Annotated in this window: 15 protein-coding genes; all 15 read right to left on the minus strand. The window is 51.9% G+C overall.

What is annotated here, in order from left to right:
* Nucleotides 1-5: 5 nt before the first annotated feature.
* The 15 genes from LK536_RS32780 to lgt all read right to left on the minus strand — a co-directional run bounded on the left by LK536_RS32780 (nucleotide 6) and on the right by lgt (nucleotide 19,324).
* Entirely contained in the window at nucleotides 6-2,537 is a 2,532-nt protein-coding gene (locus tag LK536_RS32780) for a YcxB family protein (RefSeq protein ID WP_227795059.1), read from the minus strand.
* Between the two features lie 186 nt (nucleotides 2,538-2,723).
* Nucleotides 2,724-3,464, minus strand: coding sequence for an RNA polymerase sporulation sigma factor SigE (gene sigE / locus LK536_RS32785; protein WP_008724837.1), 741 nt, complete (start codon nucleotides 3,462-3,464; stop codon nucleotides 2,724-2,726).
* A gap of 37 nt (nucleotides 3,465-3,501) precedes the next feature.
* Entirely contained in the window at nucleotides 3,502-4,347 is an 846-nt protein-coding gene (locus tag LK536_RS32790) for a sigma-E processing peptidase SpoIIGA (protein WP_227795060.1), read from the minus strand.
* Nucleotides 4,348-4,620: 273 nt separating this feature from the next.
* Nucleotides 4,621-5,928 carry a cell division protein FtsZ gene (gene ftsZ, locus LK536_RS32795; RefSeq protein WP_025482277.1) on the minus strand — a complete coding sequence of 436 codons (1,308 nt, stop codon included), beginning with the start codon at nucleotides 5,926-5,928 and terminating at the stop codon, nucleotides 4,621-4,623.
* A 168-nt stretch (nucleotides 5,929-6,096) separates the two neighbouring features.
* A complete protein-coding gene (locus LK536_RS32800) occupies nucleotides 6,097-6,828 on the minus strand; it encodes a cell division protein FtsQ/DivIB (protein ID WP_025482278.1) in 732 nt (243 codons plus the stop codon).
* Nucleotides 6,829-6,852: 24 nt separating this feature from the next.
* On the minus strand, nucleotides 6,853-8,121 hold the full coding sequence (murA, locus tag LK536_RS32805; protein ID WP_040382310.1) for a UDP-N-acetylglucosamine 1-carboxyvinyltransferase: 1,269 nt from the start codon (nucleotides 8,119-8,121) through the stop codon (nucleotides 6,853-6,855).
* Between the two features lie 82 nt (nucleotides 8,122-8,203).
* The gene (locus LK536_RS32810; protein WP_025482279.1) at nucleotides 8,204-9,427 is read right to left on the minus strand and encodes an FtsW/RodA/SpoVE family cell cycle protein; all 1,224 of its coding nucleotides are present in this window, start codon (nucleotides 9,425-9,427) and stop codon (nucleotides 8,204-8,206) included.
* A gap of 13 nt (nucleotides 9,428-9,440) precedes the next feature.
* Entirely contained in the window at nucleotides 9,441-10,799 is a 1,359-nt protein-coding gene (gene murD / locus LK536_RS32815; protein WP_227795061.1) for a UDP-N-acetylmuramoyl-L-alanine--D-glutamate ligase, read from the minus strand.
* A gap of 109 nt (nucleotides 10,800-10,908) precedes the next feature.
* Nucleotides 10,909-11,877, minus strand: a complete 969-nt coding sequence (gene mraY, locus LK536_RS32820; protein ID WP_008724821.1) for a phospho-N-acetylmuramoyl-pentapeptide-transferase — start codon at nucleotides 11,875-11,877, stop codon at nucleotides 10,909-10,911.
* 70 nt (nucleotides 11,878-11,947) lie between these two features.
* Entirely contained in the window at nucleotides 11,948-13,738 is a 1,791-nt protein-coding gene (locus tag LK536_RS32825; protein WP_008724819.1) for a peptidoglycan D,D-transpeptidase FtsI family protein, read from the minus strand.
* An 82-nt stretch (nucleotides 13,739-13,820) separates the two neighbouring features.
* Nucleotides 13,821-16,175 carry a peptidoglycan D,D-transpeptidase FtsI family protein gene (locus LK536_RS32830; RefSeq protein WP_227795062.1) on the minus strand — a complete coding sequence of 785 codons (2,355 nt, stop codon included), beginning with the start codon at nucleotides 16,173-16,175 and terminating at the stop codon, nucleotides 13,821-13,823.
* Complete coding sequence (locus tag LK536_RS32835) at nucleotides 16,153-16,683, minus strand: septum formation initiator family protein (protein ID WP_008724815.1); 531 nt, start codon at nucleotides 16,681-16,683, stop codon at nucleotides 16,153-16,155. Before LK536_RS32835 ends, LK536_RS32830 begins: the two co-directional genes overlap by 23 nt.
* 92 nt (nucleotides 16,684-16,775) lie before the next feature.
* Nucleotides 16,776-17,723 (minus strand): 16S rRNA (cytosine(1402)-N(4))-methyltransferase RsmH, encoded by a 948-nt coding sequence (gene rsmH, locus LK536_RS32840; RefSeq protein WP_008724813.1) that lies wholly within the window; start codon nucleotides 17,721-17,723, stop codon nucleotides 16,776-16,778.
* The gene (gene mraZ, locus LK536_RS32845) at nucleotides 17,723-18,148 is read right to left on the minus strand and encodes a division/cell wall cluster transcriptional repressor MraZ (RefSeq protein WP_008724812.1); all 426 of its coding nucleotides are present in this window, start codon (nucleotides 18,146-18,148) and stop codon (nucleotides 17,723-17,725) included. Before mraZ ends, rsmH begins: the two co-directional genes overlap by 1 nt.
* A gap of 273 nt (nucleotides 18,149-18,421) precedes the next feature.
* Nucleotides 18,422-19,324, minus strand: a complete 903-nt coding sequence (gene lgt / locus LK536_RS32850) for a prolipoprotein diacylglyceryl transferase (RefSeq protein ID WP_120058764.1) — start codon at nucleotides 19,322-19,324, stop codon at nucleotides 18,422-18,424.
* Nucleotides 19,325-19,368 lie beyond the last annotated feature (44 nt).

Genomic DNA, 19,368 nt, shown 5'->3' on the forward strand with positions numbered 1-19,368 from the left:
CACCGCTATTGCCGTATCACCTCAAAACCATCCCCAAACACAGCAATATCCCACATACCCACGAACTCCTGTGGTATCGGCATCCTGGTCATATGGCTGGTCAGCGCCTCCCATTTCTCTATCTGGAATACCACATCCATCCCCTCCCATATGGCAGAAGCCTCTTCCCTGGTCAGGTCCATATATTGCAGCAGTCCCTCCGGGAATTTCTGTTCCTCGCCATAGCACTGGAACTCCTGCTCCAGCATTCCTTTACTAAACGACGTGGCCCTCTGGCAGGAGTCCTTCTGGTCCTTACTGCAATAAGCCACCATGAGCAGGTCCCCGTCAAATTCATCATACAGGATCACATCCGCCTGAAAGATTTCTGACACCTTCCTTGCATTTGGTTCAAAACAGTTTTGCTGCAGGCTGGGACAGTCGATTCCCAGCCATCTGCTGTTTTCACTCCGGACAGCCAGGGCCTGTCCCTCCCTTGACCCGAAAAGCCCCTTATCTATCTCCTTTACCTTGTCCAGGCATTCCCTGATATCATCCTCCTCCATGTCCTCTTCCATAAGTACCAGACAGCTGGTCATGACCGTGTTCCTTCCATAATAACCGTGGAACACCTCATCCTCCATCTGCTTACAGATTCCCGTGGAAATGTCCAGGAGACGGAAGGTATCCAGGGCCGTCCTGGCTTTTTCGATATTTTCCTGCGTCTCCTCTTCCAGCCAGATATTTACCGTGTAGGAATACTCAGGGGCCATCAGGCTTAAATCCAGGCTATAGCCCCCATCGCCCTCCGTACTGCGGATTTCCTTCCTGATAAGGATACAGCCATCCTTTTCCTGGTATGTATATCCTTCCACCTGGGGTATGGGCACCTCACGCTTAAACAGATTTCCGCTGCCTGTTATATTGGCTTTCATCTGCTTCACATATTCATCCTTTGTCTTTGGGATTCCTGTTCCCGCCATCTTATGAGGCCTGCCCTCGGTGCGGTAACCGCTGACCATGACCTGTCCCCAGGAGGAAGCCAGACGGTCATCATCACTTGACAGGCTGCGGTCTTCCCAATCTCCCGGCGGAAGCTGGATGGTAAAATACTGTTTGGAGGACACATAGGTTCCATCCCTGCCCACCTGGTCAAAGACCGTATCATCCGGCACAGTCACCATATACTGTTCCTTCCAGGAATCATCCATCCCACCGCTGTCCGCGTCCTTCCCATCTATCTGCAGGATTTCCGCCCGCATACGCTCTGCTTCAGCAGACACTTCCGCTATCATATCGGCATACTCAGCACCACTTAAAAATACTCCGGGGTTATAGAAATAATCCAGATGACCGCCAGCCCTGAGACTCACCGCCATGCTCCGTCCCCAGATTGCAATGGCCAGTGTGATGAGGGCCGCCGTTCCAATCAGTATGTATCCGCTGACCGGATTGCCAATCCCCCTGAACCCCTTTTGTTTATTCCGCTTTTTCTGTTGTTTCCACCAACGACGGCCGGATTGTTCTCCTTTTCCATGTTTTGAAAACCTGCCCGCGCCGGATTTCCTGTGCTTTCTGTAAGGGTTCATCACAATCAGTTTATCCGTATTCTGCTTGGACTGCATCCGTACGCGCTGCCTGGACCGCGCCTGTGCCTCTGGTGTGTCAAGCTTTTCAGGATGCAGTTTTGGAAGGCCAGACGGACGCCGTCCATTACATGCCGCCAGGAACTGATTGATACGCCAAAGCAGCTCCTGATCCGCTTCCTTCCGGCCTTCCGGCCACTCCGGCCCTGCTTCCTTCCAGCCTTCCGTCCGCTCCTGCCCTGCTTCCTCCAGAGCGTCCAGACATTCCACAGGCAGTATGATTTCTTCCCCGTCCCCTTTTATCAGATACAGGAAGTCCCGGGTATAAGCCACGGATTTCACATCCCCATACAGATGCCTTGCCATGGAGCGCTCACCATATTCATGGATTCCGTCCGGTTCCAGGGTAAGGGCCTGGACACCTATATAGCGGTAGGGAAATACTGCCAGGTTCCTCAGGTTCTGCAAATCCTTTTCTTTCCTGCCAAGGTCCACGTATGCTTCCAAAACCTGGTCCACGGTCCTGGTATAATAAAAGCAGCAGCTTCCATTCCTGGTGCACCGCTCCCTTATTACATCAAAATCCGTCCGGTCAGATATCCCCCGGCCGCAGGCTGCCTTTAACTGCCCAAACCACCTCCCTGCGCCATCCTCATCCCCAAATACGCGTTTGGGTATTGCCCAGAATTCCTTCTGGGCAAAGAATATAATCAATGTCCCTGTCTCTTCCAGCTCCGTCAAGGCGGAATACAAAAGTGTCAGTTCCTTTTGTCCTGACCATATATGAATACACCCGGGTTCCATCCGGATTTTTGTATCCTCCTGCAGGTTCGACACATCCGGCCTGGTAGTACGCACCTTTTTCCTTTTGAGGAACGACCGGCTGAACCATTGGTTAAACTCCTTCTGTTCCCTGTTATCCAGACGGTAAGATACTGCGGCCTCCATTGTCTGTTCCATATCTCCTGACATTTACCTCCCCCCCCCCCTGCCCCTATCTGACTTCCAAACCCTGATGTCACAAAGCGCGCTGCAATGCCGGTCAGATATTTCTATATCTATAATTTAGTCCATTTTCCTCCCCATGGCAAGTACCCGGTCATAAAATCAGTGAAAAAGGCAAAAGAAAAAGCCAGCGCCGCGGCTGACTTTTCCACCCTATTCAAATCTTACAATTTCTTTTTTAAGACGTTTCATGATTTTCTTTTCCAGTCTGGAAATGTAGGATTGGGAAATGCCCAGCAAATCAGCCACTTCCTTCTGCGTCATCTCCTCCCCGTCCTCATTGGTAAGGCCATACCTGAGTTCCACGATCTTGCGCTCCCGCGGGTTCAGCCGGCTGATTGCATTGTTCAGCAGGTTTTTCTCTATCTCATCCTCAATATCATGGTATATCACGTCCTCATCCGTCCCAAGAATATCCGAAAGCAGAAGTTCATTTCCATCCCAATCCACATTCAACGGTTCATCGATTGATACCTCCAGCCGTGTCTTGTTATTCCTTCTCAGATACATGAGTATCTCGTTTTCAATACACCTGGATGCGTAGGTGGCCAGCTTGATGTTCTTATCCGGCTTAAAGGTATTGATTGCCTTGATAAGGCCAATGGTGCCGATGGATATCAGGTCCTCCACGCCCACGCTGGTATTATCAAATTTCTTTGCTATGTAAACCACCAGCCTCAGGTTGTGCTCAATCAGGGTTGACCTGGCGCCTTTGTCGTCTTCTCCTCCCAGAAGCCCTATCATCCTGCTCTCTTCCTCTGATTCAAGAGGAGGAGGGAGTATATCGGCGCCCCCGATATAGTGGACCTCGCCCTGTTTGGGCATCAGGACGGTCCTGAAGCTGGGCACGGTCTTTAACTGAAAGCGGTTTGGTATGGATACTTTTATAATCATGGAAATGTCCTCCTGTACGTTGTAAGCTGCGTGTTATTTAGGTTCCTTCATCGGTTTTCTGTATCAATATCTGATACTCTCCTGAGGGAGACAAACTCTGTTTCGTGATGGCCACCAAAGGTTTTTCCAGGCAATACGCCCTTCCCTCCTGTTCCACCTCCATCCGGTCAATGAACACAGCCGGAAGTACTCCATGGCTGGTTCCCACGGACTGGTACGGCACATATACCACACCCTTTACCGCCGGACACAGCCGGGTCATGAGCCCGGCTGTGGCAACGTGTACCGGCTGTCCGCTGGCTGGTTCCCTCAGGCGGTTGCCTGTGTCAATTAATCCAGTAACTGTTTCTTCTCTTTCCCCGTATTTTAATATGACCCTGCAAAGGTCTTTTCTCCGGGCCATGGAACAGATAAGCCCCTTTATACCTCCTGAAAAGCCATAGCAGGCCAGTGCAGCCCCTGTCATCATCAAAATCCAGGCCATGACCGGGATTCCTGTATCCCTTCCCGCCTTCATGATCCTCCATGCATAATATCCGGCCCGTGTATGCTCATACAGCACAAGCATCACACCCCCAAGCACCACGGATACAAGATAAATGCCTGCCACGGATTTAACTACTTCCCTAAAACTTTTGAGATGATAGGCAGCCACCGCCATAAGACTGCTCACTGCCACGTAGGTTCCCAGTATCTCCACTGCGGGAGGAAGACCGGGAACCACACTCACCACACAGGACCATATCCCGCCAATCACGGCGCCTGCAAACAGCCGGCCCTTGGTAGTCCTGTATGACAACACCCTGTTCAATATGGCCAGCACCACCATGTCCATGATGGTATTGACCGCAAATACCACGTCTATGTATACTGTATAAACCACTCAGTCCGGCCTCACCTCCTTGAAAAACTTTCTGAAAGCCATTATAGCTATTCTGAAGTACGAATGGTGTCGAAAGAACAGAGGAAGAGGGGAAAATTTATCGACAAAAATCGGCAGGGAGCAGGCTGTCAGTGTAATGACAGCCTGCTCCCTGTGATGGAACCATGCCCGGATTCTTTTGTTTATAAGGTTTTTATGTGGTTTACAAGCTTTTTATGACAACTGAAAAAAGGGCATGTATCCCTACATGCCCCTGTACACAATCATTCTCTATTATCTCTTATTCTTCAGGAAATCCGGTATATTAATCTGCATCTCCTTATTGGCCGCCGGCCTAAAGGAATGTGTGGGTGCCGGATTCGGATTCTGGCCCTGGCCCTGTGTATTACCGGCAGAATACCCCTGGTTTGGGTTATATTTAGGCGCGGTATATCCGCCCTGGCTTGCGGAACCAGCTGGATTGTAGCTTGGTGTATATCCCTGGACCGGTCTGTTGTATGGTGTGGAGGCGGTTGCTGCAGCCTCAGGCGCTGCTGCGTGAGGAACCTGGGCAACGGAAGCCGCCGGGCTTGTCTTGCCCTTGAAGCTGGTAAAGCCCTTCATGGCATTGGACACGGACGCATTGGCGCCGTGCTCGTCCAGACCGGTTGCAATCACGGTAATGGTCGCCTCATCCTGGGCATTCTCATCATACATGGCGCCAAAGATGATGTTGGCCTCATCCCCTGACAGCTCCTGGACATAGCTTGCAGCCTCATTGGCTTCAATCAGGCTGATATCACCGGATATATTGATGATGACATGGCTTGCGCCTTCAATGGTGGTTTCTAACAGAGGACTGGACACAGCCTGCTTAACAGCCTCGATGGCCTTGTCGTCTCCCTTGGCCTTACCGATACCGATGTGGGCGATACCCTTGTCAATCATGACGGTCTGTACATCGGCAAAATCCAGGTTGATTAAGCCGGGAACGTTAATCAGGTCGGTAATTCCCTGTACTGCCTGCTGAAGCACTTCGTCTGCCTTCTTAAGGGCATCCGGCATGGTGGTACGCCTGTCCACAATCTCAAGCAGCCTGTCGTTGGGAATCACAATTAAGGTATCGACACTGTTCTTCAGATTCTCGATACCTTCAAGAGCATTGCTCATACGCGTCTTAGCTTCAAAACGGAACGGTTTGGTAACAACGCCTACCGTAAGGATACCCATATCCTTTGCAATCTTGGCAACCACAGGAGCTGCGCCCGTACCGGTACCGCCTCCCATGCCGCAGGTCACGAACACCATGTCCGCACCCTTAAGGGCCTGTGAAATCTCTTCTGAGCTTTCCTCAGCCGCCTTCTCGCCGATGTCAGGTCTGGCGCCTGCGCCTAATCCCTTGGTCAGCTTCTCGCCAATCTGCATGGCAGTAGGCGCCTTACAAAACTGAAGGGCCTGCTTATCGGTATTCACACCAATAAACTCTACCCCTGCAATGTTCTCATCAATCATACGGTTCACTGCGTTGTTGCCTGCGCCACCCACTCCTACTACTATGATCCTGGCGGCGTTGTCCGACTCATTTATCTTAATCTCTAACAAGATTCATATCCTCCTTTTATTCCCATACTGCCACTTTAAGCCATGCCTGTACTTCTATTATCATATCAATTTCTCTTTGATTTCTGGTCTAACTAATACTATATTTGATTTTACAAAAAATATCAATAGCTTTTTTCACATTTCCGTAATATTTTTATAAACACAACATCACTTTCTTTTAAAGGTAATTCCTGCCCTGCTGTCCGCCTCTGAATAATTTTCCAGCCGCATGGTCCCGCTTATCTGGGTAAGCTGGGGCTGGGCCGTGAGGATGTCGCTGAGTGTGGAAATCTTGCCGTCAATATCCGTATTGCTTCCCAGGGTAACCTCCATCTGGCCGATGAAAAGGGAAGCCTGTCCACGGGCGTCATACTGTATCCTGTCCACTGCAATCTCATAGGAGGACAGCTGCTGGGTCAGGTTGAGGATTTCCTCGAAAATATTCTTATCCTCCACCGGAAGGGCCTTGTGGAGTACAATCTGTCCAAAATTAAGCCCCGTAACCCATGGCACCCCCTCCAGCTGGCTGCTGGAACTCTCCACCACGATTCCGTCCTTGTCAAAATACATGTAGCTGCTCATATAGGAAACGTATCCCACAATGCTCTTTTCATATATGATGACCTCCACGTCAAAGGGGCCGTGGAACACCACCTTATAATCCTCCACAAAGGGAATCTGGCGGTGCGGGCGGAACCTGTCCGCAAAATATGCGTAAGCCGAGTTCTTCCCCCATCTGCCGGAAAACAGGAATTCCTCCATCTGTTCCGCGTTATACCGGCTGCTTCCCGTGACCGAGACATTCTGTATGTGCACAGACAGAAGCAGGATTGCCGCAAGCAGTATGATTGTCACGGCAATTCCCGCTCCCGTGTGATGTTTTCTCCAAAAATTCCTCATGCAGTACCTCACCTGGTTATGAATTTATTTATCCAGCCACCGGATATCAGCGCCAAGAGCCGCCATATCCCGGCATATATCCTCATACCCCCGCTCAATATGCCGGCAGTCATTGATAAGGGTTTCCCCCTCTGCTGCCAGGGCCGCCACTGCCAGGGCTGCCCCGCCTCTTAAATCAGAGGCATATACGTCTGCACCCTTTAAAGGATAGCTGCCCTTTATCACGGCCCGCTGCCCCTCTGTCTCCACCACTGCCCCCATCTGTCCCAGGGCTTTTGCCGTGGCAAACCTTCCCTCAAACACCTGCTCCACAATGGTGCTGGTTCCCTGTCCCGATGCCAGGAAGGCCATATAGGGTGACTGAAGGTCCGTGGGGAATTCAGGATATGGACCAGTCCTTATATCCAGGGGCTGGGGACGCTTTTTCATCTCAATGCGGATCTGCCTGCAGCAGCTGTCCTTCCGGACCGATGCGCCTGAACGCTTAAGCAGCTCCAATGGAAGCTCCAGTTCCGCTGCCCTCACCTCTTTCAGGGTAATGCTTCCCGTGGCGGCCATGACTGCCGCTGCATAGGTTCCTGCCACAATCCGGTCCCCTTCGACGCGGAAGCTGCTGTCATGGAGCTCCTCCACTCCCTGTATCATCACATGGTCCGTGCCCATGCCGCAGATGACCGCCCCCATATTATTAAGGAAACGGCACAGCTGGCTGATTTCCGGCTCCTTTGCAGCTCCATGGATGACCGTAACCTCCTTTGCCAGCACGGAGGCCAGGATGGCCTGTTCCGTTGCGCCCACGCTTGGATATGGCAGATGGATTTCCGTTCCCTTAAGCCCTTCTTTATTCCTGCACCTGGCTTCGATCAGCCCGTCATGTTCCTTTATCTCGGCTCCCAGGGCTTCCAGGGCCATCAGATGCAGGTCGATGGGGCGCGCGCCGATGAGGCATCCGCCCGGATAACAGCTCCTGCCTTCGCCCATCCGTCCCAGCAGCGCGCTGAGTACCACAATGGAGGAACGCATGGCCGTCACATACTTTTCCGGGATACTGGTCCCGGTGATATGACGGGCGTCGATGACAAGGCAGTCGCCTTTGTGGCAGCATCTGGCTCCCAGATACTCCAGTATGTCCACCATACAGGCCACGTCCCGGATGACCGGGACATTGGTCAGCACCGTGATACCTCTGTGAAGCAGCGATGCTGCCGCCATGGGCAGGACTGCATTTTTAGAACCTTGTATGGATATCTCCCCTTCCAAGGGAGTAAGACCAAAAACCTGAATAACAGACAATAGGGGCACCTCCTGGTATATATGCCTTCCGCAGAAAACACGATCTACTTAAAGCATATGCCGGGACGCGCCCGCTTGTGCGTCACTTTTCCAATTTAATCTGATTGGACACGCTCAGGACAATCCCCATCTCCATGAGCAGGAACAGGACCGACGTGCCCCCGTAACTGATAAAGGGCAGTGTGATTCCTGTATTGGGAATGGTATTGGTGACAACCGCAATGTTCAGGATGACCTGGATTGCAATGTGTCCCATGACGCCGACCACTAAAAGCGCTCCAAAGAGGTCGGGGGCATTATTGGCAATGAGCATGAACCTGTATATCATGAACAGGAATATCAGGATGATGGATACCGCCCCGAACAGCCCCAGTTCCTCGCATATGATGGCAAATATCATATCATTCTGTGACTCGGGGAGGAAGCCAAGCTTCTGGATGCTCTCCCCCAGCCCCTGTCCCACCAGGCCGCCGGAGCCAATGGCATACAGCCCCTGAAGCACCTGGAACCCCTTGTCCGTGGGGTCTGACTCAGGATTCAGCCACGCCTCAATCCGGCGGAACTGGTATGGCTGAAGGAGCTTGATGGTCATCAGGAACTTACCGATGGGACCGGCAAAGGCCAGGGTACCAAGGCCTAGCGCCCCGATGGTGAAAAAGGGCCATTTGACCTTACATGCCACGAAGAGCATGACAAAGGCAATACCGCAGACAATGATGCCGGAACTCAGGTTGTTCATGGCAACCAGGCCTGCAATGGGAAGGGTCAGGGCTACGATATAGCCCATGTTCTTCCATTTGTTGATTTTCATACCCATGGTGGTAATCATGGCCGCCAGAAGCACGATCAGGGCAATCTTGACGAATTCCGTGGGCTGGAAGCTGAAGGGTCCCAGCGGAAGCCAGCGCTTCTTGCCGTTTACCTCCTTGCCCACAAAGCTTACCGCTATCATGAGTATGTAAGACATCAGATAGGCTGCGACGGAAAACCTGGCAAATATATGGTAGTCTATCTTGGAAATGATGAGCATGCCCACAAACCCGGCTGCCGCAATCATGGCCTGACGTTCCATGAAGTATGCGCCGTTCCCCTTATAGTTCAGCTGGGCCGAATAGGAGCTGGCGCTGTAAATCATGACCAATCCAAAGGATGTCAGGAAAATGATGCAGAATAAAAGGCTGTAATCATAGAAATGTTTCGCCTTCTTTTTCTTCTTTGGCATCTGCTGTTCTCTTATGTCCTGTGTCCCGGCCGGGCGGCCCGCCTGTCTTTCAGGCCGGGCGGCCGTCTGCACCTTTCCCGCCATACGCAATTACCTCCTACAGCGCCATGACGCACTCCTTAAAGACGCGCCCGCGCTCTTCATAATCCTTAAACATTCCCCAGCTTGCACAGGCCGGGCTGAGCAGCACATAATCCCCGATGTCCGCATAAACCGCGCACACCTGCACCGCCTCCTGCATATCTTCCGCATACATGATTTCCGTGAATCCATGCTTCTTGGCACACTCGGCAATCTTATCCCTGGTCTGCCCGATAAGGACAAGATAGCGCACCTTGCCTTCAAACTCAGCCACCCAGTCATCGTACTCGCTGTTCTTATCATAACCGCCTGCAATCAGAAGGGTCGGTCCCGGCATGGCCCGAAGCGCCTGTATGGCTGCATCCGGGTTGGTTCCCTTGGAGTCATTGTAATACCTGACCCCAGTCCTCTCACGGACGAATTCAATCCTGTGCTCAACCGGATTAAAGCTTTCCGCCACCCGGCCGATATCCGCCAGGGCAACGCCCATTTCAAGGCCAATGGCAGCCGCGGCCATTACATTCTCGTAATTATGGCGGCCCAGAAGCTTCATGTCCCGGACATTCACCAGGATGGTCTCGCGCCCCTTCTGGCAGTATACAATGTTATCCCCGCTCATGCAGAAGCCGTCAGACAGCTTTTCCCGGCTGGAGAACCAGATTACCCTTGGCTTAAGCTCCGGGTCCTGTCCAAACTCTCTTAACACCGGGTCATCGTAATTGAGCACCACCGCATCCTTTTCCGTCTGGTTCAGGGTAATGCATTCCTTGATGCGTATATAGTTCTCCATGGTGCCGTGGCGGTTCAGATGGTCCGGGGTGATGTTCAGTATGGCGCTTACATCCGGGCGGAAATCCATGATGGTCTCCAGCTGGAAACTGGATACCTCTGCCACGGTAACGGAATCCTCCGTCATCTCCAGCACCTTGGAGGTGTATGGGTCGCCGATATTGCCCACCACGAAGGTCTCCTCATACTTTGCCTTGAGGATTTCCCCTGTCAGGGCTGTTGTTGTCGTCTTGCCGTTGGTTCCCGTGATGGCTGCCAGCCTTCCAAGGGCGCACTGGTACGCCAGCTCTATCTCCCCAAGGATGGGGATCTTGGCATCGTCCACCACGGCCACGAAGGGACTGTCAAGGGGTATGCCGGGGCTGATGATGCAAAGCTCCACCCCCAGAAGGTCGGAGCGCTTCATCTCGCCAAGCACCACACTGACCTTTGCCTCCTTATCAAACTTAGCCTTAATCTCTTCTTCCTTTAACGAGGCATTGCCGTCATAGAGCACTACCTCCCCGCCTCTGTCAAGCACGAGCCTGGCCGCCGCGGTTCCGCTTAAGCCTGTTCCTGCAACTAATACTTTCTGACTTTGGTTCATTTGTCAATTAACCTCCTTACATCTCCAATACGGTACACGTCTAATGCTCCATCCAGCCAGAAACCGTACTGGACGGACCACTGGTACAACCTTGCGTAAATACGCCCGGCTACAGTCCAAGATAGGCGACCATGCATAATATGGCAGTCACGATGGCAAATACAGCCACCACCCTGGTCTCCGACCATCCGCACAATTCAAAGTGATGATGGATTGGCGCCATCTTAAATATGCGCTTTCCTCCGGTGCGTTTAAAGTATGTTACCTGAATGATTACAGACAATACTTCCACAAGGTAAATCAGGCCGATGATCGGGATGAACAGGGGCATGCGCATCATATAGGCCGAAGCCGCCACAAAACCGCCCAGCGCCAGGGAACCCGTGTCCCCCATGAACACCTTGGCGGGATACACATTGAACAGAAGGAATCCCAGAAGGCTTCCGACCACGGCTCCCGTCATGGGACTGATGCCCATATCCTCGCCGATTGCCACAATGGTAAGGAAGGTGGCAACCAGGATGGTGACGCTGGTGCAGAGTCCGTCCAGTCCGTCCGTAAAATTCACCCCGTTATCCGTACCCAGCACGATGAAGAACAGGGCCGGGATAAAAAGGATTCCCAGTGAAAGGAACTTGCCCCCGTCAAACCCGCCGGTAAAAGGGATGAGCATATCCGTCCCCACTTCCCCGCTGTTTAACAGGTACCAGGCAAATATGCCTGTAATAACAAACTGTCCAACTAACTTCTGCATCGGCTTCAGGCCTTCGGAGCGCTTCATCACGATCTTGATATAATCATCCAGGAAACCGATGATGCCGAATCCCACGGTCACAAACAGGACCGGGATGATCTTGGGATAACTGGGGATATAAAAGATGGATGTAATGATGATGCTGCACAGGATGATCAGTCCGCCCATGGTGGGCGTTCCCTGCTTCTTCAGATGTGTCTGCGGTCCGTCATCCCTTACCTGCTGGCCGAATTTCAGCTTGTGCAGAAAAGGGATGATGATGGGACATAGCAGTGCGCTGATGGCAAATGCAATAATGATAGCTAGTATGGTTTCATGAATCATAAGGGCACCTCAATCTCATATGTATGTCTTATTTGGTAATTAGTATACGTCTTTTTCCGGGAATAATCAACTATGGATTAGAAACGTGCACAGCAGTTTCTTCCTCTGTTGCCTGAATTCCCAGATAAGGAAGTATATTCTTAAATAAATCTCCTATTACCGGAGCAGCGATGGTACCGCCGTAATAAATGCCCTCCGGTTCATCGATTGTTATCAGGGCCATGACCTGCGGATTGTCCGCCGGGGCAAAGCCGATAAAGGACGAAATGTATTTTTTAAGGCTTCTTGGAAGCTTTTCAGAGGTGGCTGTCTTTCCCCCGATTTTATATCCTTCCAGTTTTGCTTTTTTACCGCTTCCTTCCGATACCACCTGTTCCAGCACATACCGCATGGTGGCGCTGGTCTCCTCAGAAAGGATACGCCCCTTGCTGGGATATTTGAACCCATGGACCGAGGACTGGTCCGCGCTGACAGCCTCCACGCCGAAATGGGGCGTGACGCGGTTCCCTCCGTTGACAATGGAAGCAGCTGTCGTGATCAGCTGGACCGGCGTGATCTGGAAGGACTGGCCAAAGGATACCGTGGCCAGCTCCACAAGACCCATGTTCTCTTTTTTGTGCATGATGGTGGCCGCCTCGCCCGGCAGGTCGATTCCCGTCTTTCCCTTCAGTCCGAACTGGGTGAAATATTTATAATATCCATCCACGCCCAGCCTCTGGCCCACATCGATGAACACAGGGTTGCAGGAATTCATGGCTCCCTGGAGGAATGTCTCCGCGCCGTGTCCCCCCACCTTATGGCACCGTATCTTCCGGTCCTCCACAACCCTGAATCCGGGGCAGGAAAACTGGTCCGTAAGTTTTACCACGCCGGATTCCAGCCCGGCCGCGGCCGTGATGATCTTAAAGGTGGAACCAGGTTCATAAGTATCATTGATGCAGGTGTTCCTCCACATCTGGTTCAGCTGCTCCTGCTTCTTGGACGCAGGCAGGCCGTCTGCCTGGGCCGCCATCTCCTGAAGGCTCTGGCTGCGCAGGTTCTGGTTCAGGGTAAACGGGTCGTTCAGGTTGAACTCCGGCACGTTGACCATGGCCATCAGCTCGCCGTTCTGGGGGTTCATGACAATGATGGACACCTTTTTTGCATTTTTCTTTTCCAGCACCTGGTAGGCCAGCTGCTCCGCGTATTTCTGTATATTGACATCCAGGCTGATGTGCAGGTCATTGCCCGCAATAGGCTCAATCCTGTCCTCGGCGGCATTCTCAATCTCCACTCCCTTTGCATCCGACATGGTAAGGATCTTGCCGTTCATTCCCTTCAGGTACTTCTCGTACTTTACCTCCAGGCCGATGATGCCCTGGTTGTCGCCTCCGGTGAATCCCAGCACCTTGGACGCCAGGCTGTCGTAAGGATAATAACGCTTGTAATCTTCGTCCACTTTTACCCCGTCCAGCCGGTAGGCGCGGATCCTGTCGCCCATCTCCTTATCCACGTTAGTCTTTATGATTTCCCTGGAACTGCGCTTCTCCACCCGCTTACGCACCGGTTCCTCATCCATCCCCAGCTCACTGCAAAGGACCTGGATCACATGCTCCCGGTCCGTCACCTGGTTGTAGATGACGGAAATCGTACACACCGTGCGGTTGTCAGCAATAACCACCCCGTTGGCATCTATGATGCGGCCCCTGGCAGCCTTAATCGTACGCTCCCTCTGGTGCAGGTCCTCTGCCATTGCGCTGTAATGCCCGGAACGGAATATCATAAGATAAGCAAGCCGCCCTGAGAGACTCACCATGACAATGGCAATGAGCAGTGCAAGGACGGCTATATTCTTTCTGTGCTTTGTAAGGTTTGAATTCATGATTGTCTCCAGCGTCCATCATTGTTAATAATATATTGGAGCCGGTGTCATTTTATGAATCTTTCTATATGGTCTGTACCATTTACTGCGTTTCTTCCGTGCTGGCGGCCGTGCTGTCCAAGGCCGCATCCTGGCCGTCCCGGCCTTGATTACTGCCATCGGACGTCTTTACGGGCTGGGTCCGGCCAGTCTGCGCAGGCGCTTCTTCCGGCCCCGACGGGTCTTTCGGGACCGCGTCCGGTACGCCGCTTCCGGCACCGCCGTCATCCGGCACATACTCGTCTGTCTCATATTGTTTTTCTGTTTCTTCCACCAAATCCCCCTGGCCCTCGCCGCTTTCCTCTGTACCGGCTTCATTGATGCCCTCGGAGGATGGCAGGTTCTCCTGGATGGATTCATCCTCATCCAGATTATTGGTTGGGAATATATTTAAATAAGGAAGTGTTTCTGTCATGATCTTTGAAAAAACCGTACTTGCATAGGAGCTGTGGGCCTGCTGTTCCCCGGGAGGATAGTTGGGCGTATCAATCACCACATAGACAAATACCTGGGGATCCTCAATCGGCGCAAAGCCTGCAAAGGATACCAGATAATTCTTGGCGGAACGCGGCTGTTTTTCCGCGGTTCCCGTCTTGCCGCCCACATCGTACCCCGCTACCTGGGCCGCTTTTCCGGTTCCCACCTCAACGGTCTGGAACATGGCCTCCTTAAGGAAGTCGGACGTGGACCGGGATACGGTTTCCCGCACCAGGACCGGTTCCTTCTTCTCCACCACGGAGCCCTGCTCATTCAGTATCTGTTTTACCACATGAGGCTCATAATAGGATCCCCCGTTGAGTACGGAGCAAAATGCAGCCGCCATCTGTACCATGGTACAGTTATAGTTCTGTCCAAAGGCATTGGTGGCCAGATCCGTAGGCCCTATATCATCCGCCGTGTGCACAAGGCTGCTGGTATCTGCCTCGCCCGGCAGGTCTATGCCGGTCTTGTCGCCAAAGCCGAAGATGGACTGGTATTTCGTAAACCGTTCCCTCCCTATCATGGCTCCGATGCGCATCATGGCCACGTTACAGGACTGCATCAGCGATTCCTGGACATTCAGCCACCCATGCCCGCCCCTGCGGTATGCCGTACACTTAATGTCCCAATCCCCCACATGAAGGAAACCGGTACATTCAAAACTGTCGGTGGGCTTTATTACCCCTTCCTCCAAACCGGCTGCAACCGTGAATATCTTGGACGGGGATCCCGGTTCATACGTATCGCTGACGCAGAAGTTCCTCCATATCTGGTTCCATGCGACCTGCTGGCCGTAGGACAGCACCTCCTCGCGGCTGTAATGGTCAAGGACCTGGTCTTCCGAGATGGTTTCCCCGTTGTTTTCCCTTCTGTATACATGGGCGGCTTCCTTTTTGCCCAGGGCCATCAGGTCTTCCTGGGTGTATCCGCTTACATCCCTGGGATTATTAAGGTCGAACACACTGCTGGTGCCCATGGCCAGTATCTCACCGTTATTGGGATTCATGACAATGGCAGCCGTGACCTTGCTGCCCACGGTTGTCTGCCACTCATTGATATATTTCTGTACGATATTCTGGATGTTCACGTCAATGGTGCTTACCACGGTCTTGCCGTTGGTTGCGGATTTCACCACGCCCTCCAGATTGGAGTTCTCATCCAGATAACCGTACTCGCGTCCATTCACTCCAATCAGGCTGCTGTTATAGTACTGCTCGATACCGCCGTTGCCAACGCTTCCGTCACTGCTGGTAAACCCAATCACGCTGCAGGCCATTGAGTTATAGGGGTAAATCCGCTTATATTCATCCTCAAACCAGATTCCCTTAACCCGTTTCTTGCCCTCCACCTCATCCTTATCTTTGATGTAGGCATCGTTCTTTTCCTTTGCCAGCTGTTCAAACGCAGTCCTCTGGTCATAGCTGAGCTGTCGCCCCTTGCTGTACCTGAGATAGGCGGAATCCTTCTTTTCCTCAATCATAGCGCGCAGTTCCCCTGCGTCAAAGCCAAACGTAGTCACAAGGGCATCCACCGTGGGTTCCAGATAGCGCTCCGGGGCCGACATGATCTGCCTTGGGTCAATGATCAGGTTATAGACCTTCTCGCTGGTAGCCAGATAGGTCCCGTTCCTGTCCACGATATCCCCCCGCCTGTAGGGTATGACACGGCTCTCGTATTCCTGCTGTCTCTGGGTCAGCACAATCTTATTATATTGCTCGTTGTTGTCCCTGATGATTCTGTAAAGCACCATTATTAATGCAAATAAAGCCAGCGTAATCACCAATACGGTGATTGCCAGCTTTTCCTGCAGGTACTTGGGGTAAAAATATTTGCCTTTCTGGTTATGTCCGTCGCGGCCGTTTCCACTTCCCTTGTTCTGGGAACGGCCGTTTCCATTAGTGTTCCGGGATGTCTTCATATTGTCTTACATACTCACTTTCTGTCTTATCATACAGCAGCACCTGGTTCTTCTTGGCGTATACCATGCCCAGCTCCTTTGTTGCAATCTCATAAATCTTATTCAGGTCAATGCTGGTGTTGATACTGGTTTCCAGGGCATCATTCTCCGCCTTAAGCTTCTCTAAATGGGCCTCCATGGTCTCGATATGATGCATTCTTGCCGTAATGGATGACTGCACATGGAGGTAATTGATACAGAGGTATAAGGTAAACACTGACGCAATGGTAAGCATGATCACATATGGAAGGTCCATATACAATGCACGTTCCTGATTGCGGCGTATCCGGTGGTTATGCCGGACGGATTGGCTGCCTGCCGGTTTCCTTGCCGGCCGCTCCGGTCTTGGAGCTTCCTGTGGTTTAAGCTGTGGTGCCGCCGAACCATACACATAATCATGCCTCTGTGCCGGCCTGCGGTTTGTCTGTGTGTGTGTGCGTCCTGCTGACGCCTGTCTTCTTGCAGCCATGGCCTTATTCCTCCCTTCTGTCTTAGTCTTGTCATCCTTTGTACGCATTGGGCACTTAACGTCTGTATTTTAAACGCTTAAAATCATGGTATCTACATCTCACCCCGCTCAAACACGCGCAGCTTTGCGCTCTTTGAACGGCTGTTCTCTTCCAGTTCTTCTTTGGACGGCAATATGGGTTTCCTTGAAACCACCTTCCCCTTACTCTTCCTGCCGCACACGCATACAGGAAACTCATGGGGGCAGATACAGGGATTTTCATTGGTCCTGAACCGGTTCTTCACAATCCTGTCTTCCAGCGAATGGAAGGTGATGATACTGAGCCGTCCTCCCGGGTTTAAGAGTTCAATCATGGTATCAATGGACTGTTCCAGCACATCCAGTTCATGGTTGCACTCAATCCTTATGGCCTGGAAGGTACGCTTGGCCGGATGTCCGCCCGTGGCCCTTACCCTGGCCGGAATGGCTGCCTTGATTATCTCCGCCAGCTCTCCTGTTGTCTCAATGGGGTGTTCCCCCCTTGCCCTTACAATGTGCTTTGCTATGTTCTTCGCAAAATTGTCCTCACCATAATCCCGGATGATCCGGTACAGCTCCATCTCGGTGTAGGTATTGACAATGTCTGCGGCCGTGGTGGTATTCCTCTGGTCCATCCTCATATCAAGAGGCGCGTCCTCCCTGTAGGTGAATCCCCTGGAAGCCGTGTCCAGCTGGTAGGAGGAAACCCCCAGATCCAGGTAAATCCCGTCCACCTTTAAAAGCCCCAGTTCATTCAGCACTGTCCTGATATTCTCATAATTGCTTCTTACAATGGTAACCTTATCCTTAAAATGCTCCAGCCGCCTGCCTGCCGCCTCTATGGCGTCCGCGTCCTGGTCAATCCCAATGAGCCGGCCGCTTCCCAGACGCTTGCATACCTCATAGGCATGTCCGCCTCCGCCCAGCGTGCCGTCCACATAGATTCCTCCGGGCTTTATATTCAGGCTGCCCACTGTTTCATATAAAAGTACGGACTTGTGTACAAATGCTTGTTCCTCCATTAAATTCCCAAACCTTCCATGTGTTCTGCAATCTCTTCCATATCATCAAAGGTGTTCGCCTCAATCCATTTATCCTTGCTCCAGATTTCAATACGGCTTCCCACACCTACCAGTACTGCGTCTTTCTCAATTCCGGCAAACTCCCTAAGGATGGCCGGAAGAAGGATTCTTCCCTGCTTGTCCACTTCACAGGTGGTAGCGCCTGCCAGGAGGAAACGTGAAAACTTACGTCCGGCGGCATTGGTAAGGGGCAGTGTGCGCAGTTTCTCTTCAAGGGCAGTCCATTCGGAATTCTCATACACAAAAAGGCAGTTATCAAGGCCCTTCGTAACAACGAATTCGTCGCCTAACTGCTCTCTGAACTTGGAAGGCACGATCAGGCGTCCCTTCGCATCTACTGTATGATTGTATTCACCCATGAACATAACTTATCACCTGCCGTACGTCAGTGATGTCCCGTGGATGCCCATGGGGGAATCCGAAACCCCCACTTCATCCACATAACAACCATCCTCTACCACTTTGCACCACTTTCTACCACTTGTATGTCCATCATAGTACAGAAATTGGGAAATGGCAAGGAGTTTTTACGAATTTCTTATAAAAAAATTTCAAAAAAACAAGGCAGCTGCGTGGTTTTTCGCAACTGCCTCTACATGTGGGATACCCCCACTTACAAGTACTAAATATTGATTTTTTTACTTAATCCCCCCTGGAATATCCCCCACTTTCCTCCCCTTTTTCAGGTTTTGGTGTTTATAAATGATAATTCCGGCTGATATCAGTACCAGGGCGGCCGAGAGCAGCTGGGACACCGCGAATCCGGTGCCGGGAATCAACAGCTGGTCCGTGCGCAGACCCTCAATCCAGACCCGTCCAAGGCCGTAACCCAGGAAATAAATCCAGAGCATTTCCCCTTCAAACTTCTTGTGTTTCCTGTACCACAGCATGAAACCAAGGACACACAGGTTCCATACCGACTCATAGAGGAAGGTGGGATGGACCTGGATGTAGGCAATCCCATTCTCCACAATCTCATGGTCAATCAGCTGCTGTGAGATCATGGACGGGTTCACCAGGCTCTTCTTAATGCGCATGGCAAAAAGGTTGTTGGTAAATCCCCCGAACGCCTCGCAGTTAAAGAAATTCCCCCACCGGCCGATGATCTGGCCCGTTATCAGCCCCAGCACGCCGCTGTCCGCCATGGAGAAAAAGGACATCTTCCTGACCCTGGTAAACACGATAAGGGTAATGACCGCGCCGATGACGCCGCCGTAGATTGCCAGTCCGCCTCCCCGGGTGTTAAATATCTGCAGCAGGTTATTCTTATAGTTATCCCAGTCAAAAATCACATAATAAGCCCTGGCACCGATAATGGAAAATATGATGCCGTACAAGGCAAAATCCAGATAGACATCCGGATCCTGGCCCCTGCGCCTTGCGTCCCTGAATGCAACGGCCATCCCGGCCAGCATCCCCAGCCCGATGATGATTCCGTAATATGCAATCCTGAAACCAAACACCGTGATACTGTTCGGCAGGTGCTGTATGGTAATGCCCAGGTTCACAAAGCTTAAATCTGCTCCTGTCACTGCTTCCATAGAAAAATCTCCTTCCTTACATCCTGCACCAGGGCGTGTCTGTC

Origin of the sequence: Clostridium pacaense (assembly GCF_020709765.2) — a bacterium.
Lineage (GTDB): Bacteria > Bacillota > Clostridia > Lachnospirales > Lachnospiraceae > Enterocloster > Enterocloster hominis.

Coding starts and splice junctions, on each gene's coding strand:
- LK536_RS32780 (WP_227795059.1), bottom strand. CDS start 2,537: ATGTCAGGAGATATGGAACAGACAATGGAGGCCGCAGTATCTTACCGT.
- sigE (WP_008724837.1), bottom strand. CDS start 3,464: ATGATTATAAAAGTATCCATACCAAACCGCTTTCAGTTAAAGACCGTG.
- LK536_RS32800 (WP_025482278.1), bottom strand. CDS start 6,828: ATGAGGAATTTTTGGAGAAAACATCACACGGGAGCGGGAATTGCCGTG.
- LK536_RS32810 (WP_025482279.1), bottom strand. CDS start 9,427: ATGGCGGGAAAGGTGCAGACGGCCGCCCGGCCTGAAAGACAGGCGGGC.
- murD (WP_227795061.1), bottom strand. CDS start 10,799: ATGAACCAAAGTCAGAAAGTATTAGTTGCAGGAACAGGCTTAAGCGGA.
- mraY (WP_008724821.1), bottom strand. CDS start 11,877: ATGATTCATGAAACCATACTAGCTATCATTATTGCATTTGCCATCAGC.
- LK536_RS32825 (WP_008724819.1), bottom strand. CDS start 13,738: ATGAATTCAAACCTTACAAAGCACAGAAAGAATATAGCCGTCCTTGCA.
- LK536_RS32830 (WP_227795062.1), bottom strand. CDS start 16,175: ATGAAGACATCCCGGAACACTAATGGAAACGGCCGTTCCCAGAACAAG.
- LK536_RS32835 (WP_008724815.1), bottom strand. CDS start 16,683: ATGGCTGCAAGAAGACAGGCGTCAGCAGGACGCACACACACACAGACA.
- rsmH (WP_008724813.1), bottom strand. CDS start 17,723: ATGGAGGAACAAGCATTTGTACACAAGTCCGTACTTTTATATGAAACA.
- mraZ (WP_008724812.1), bottom strand. CDS start 18,148: ATGTTCATGGGTGAATACAATCATACAGTAGATGCGAAGGGACGCCTG.
- lgt (WP_120058764.1), bottom strand. CDS start 19,324: ATGGAAGCAGTGACAGGAGCAGATTTAAGCTTTGTGAACCTGGGCATT.